The sequence below is a fragment of the Cryobacterium sp. Y50 genome (assembly GCF_002929805.1).
Classification (GTDB): domain Bacteria; phylum Actinomycetota; class Actinomycetes; order Actinomycetales; family Microbacteriaceae; genus Cryobacterium.
Genome location: NZ_PJJM01000005.1, coordinates 1 through 1,198, shown reverse-complemented (window position 1 = coordinate 1,198; position 1,198 = coordinate 1). Strand labels below are relative to the sequence as shown.

At 63.4% G+C, this 1,198-nt stretch carries 1 protein-coding gene; it reads right to left on the bottom strand.

All coding sequences use genetic code 11. The annotated features are described in order from the left end of the window. Window positions 1–17: 17 nt before the first annotated feature. Window positions 18–1,082 carry an IS110 family transposase gene (locus CXY73_RS00030; protein WP_104176381.1) on the bottom strand — a complete coding sequence of 355 codons (1,065 nt, stop codon included), beginning with the start codon at window positions 1,080–1,082 and terminating at the stop codon, window positions 18–20. Window positions 1,083–1,198 lie beyond the last annotated feature (116 nt).

Here is a 1,198-nt window from a genome sequence, read left to right as displayed (position 1 = left end):
GGATGCTTCTATGTTTGTCAAGCGGTTGGCGATGAGGCTGCTGCAGCCAGGGTGCGGTAAATCTGTCTCGTGATGTAGCGCTTGAGGCAGCGCATGATCTCTCTTTTCGTGCGTCCCTCCGCGAGGCGTTTCAGGACGTATTCGCGGGTGGCGGCGTCGGTGCGCATGCGGGTGAGTGCGATGGTGTTAATCGCTCTGTTGAGCTGGCGGTCGCCGCCGCGGTTGAGGCGGTGCCGGATCGTTTTCCCTGAGGACGCGGGGATCGGGCAGGTGCCGGCGATTTGCGCCAGAGCACCCTCGGATCTGATCCGGCCGGAGTGGGACCACACTGTCATGATCATCGCTGCGGTGACGGCTCCGATACCTGGCATCGCGATGAGGGCTGGGGAATGTTCGTCGACGAGGTTGGTGAGTTGCAGCCTGTTGGTTTTGAGGTCGGTGTCGAGGGTGAGGATCCGTTTGGCCGAGCGGACGGCTTCGCTTCGGGCGATGGTCGAGCCGAGGGGTTCGTCCCGGTGCCGCCAGGAGGAGATCGTGACGATCTGTCCCGGCGTGAGGGCATGGCGAGCGTCGATGCCGAGGTCGTGGGCCCGAATCAGTGCGGTCAATGCGTTGAGGGTCCGGAGCCGGTCTGCGTTCATCTGCTCTCGGCCTACTGTCAGGAGCTTCAGTGCTGTCTGGACTTCGCCGGCGCGACGATCTCGGAGCCGTTCGATGTCCATGATCAGAGTTGAACGGGCAGCGGTGATGGCGTCGAGGCTGTCGGTTTTACCCTTGCCGCGGAGACGTTTGGCGGAGGGCGTCGGGGCCTCGACGACCCGATAGCCCGCCTCGGTGAGGCGTCGTGCCATGACAGCTCCGTAGGAGCCCGTGCCCTCGGCTGAGATCAAGACTGTCTCTGCGTTGCCGTCTGCTCGGCGTCTGATCCACACGGTTGCCCGCGACAACCCGGCTGGCGTCGTCGGGAAAGTCTTTTGGTCGAGCAGCTTCCCCGAGGGTGACTCAACGACGGCGTAGGTATGGGTGGCTGCGTGGGTGTCGACTCCCACGACGGTTCTGTAGTGATCTGCGACGATGGACATGCGGTGCCTCCTGATGGTGGGTGGACGTCGTTGCCGGCGTCAGCCCGGGAGAAGATCACTGCGAGACATGCCTGTAAGGGGCCACGACGTGAACGTCGGGCAAGCTTCTAATCAAG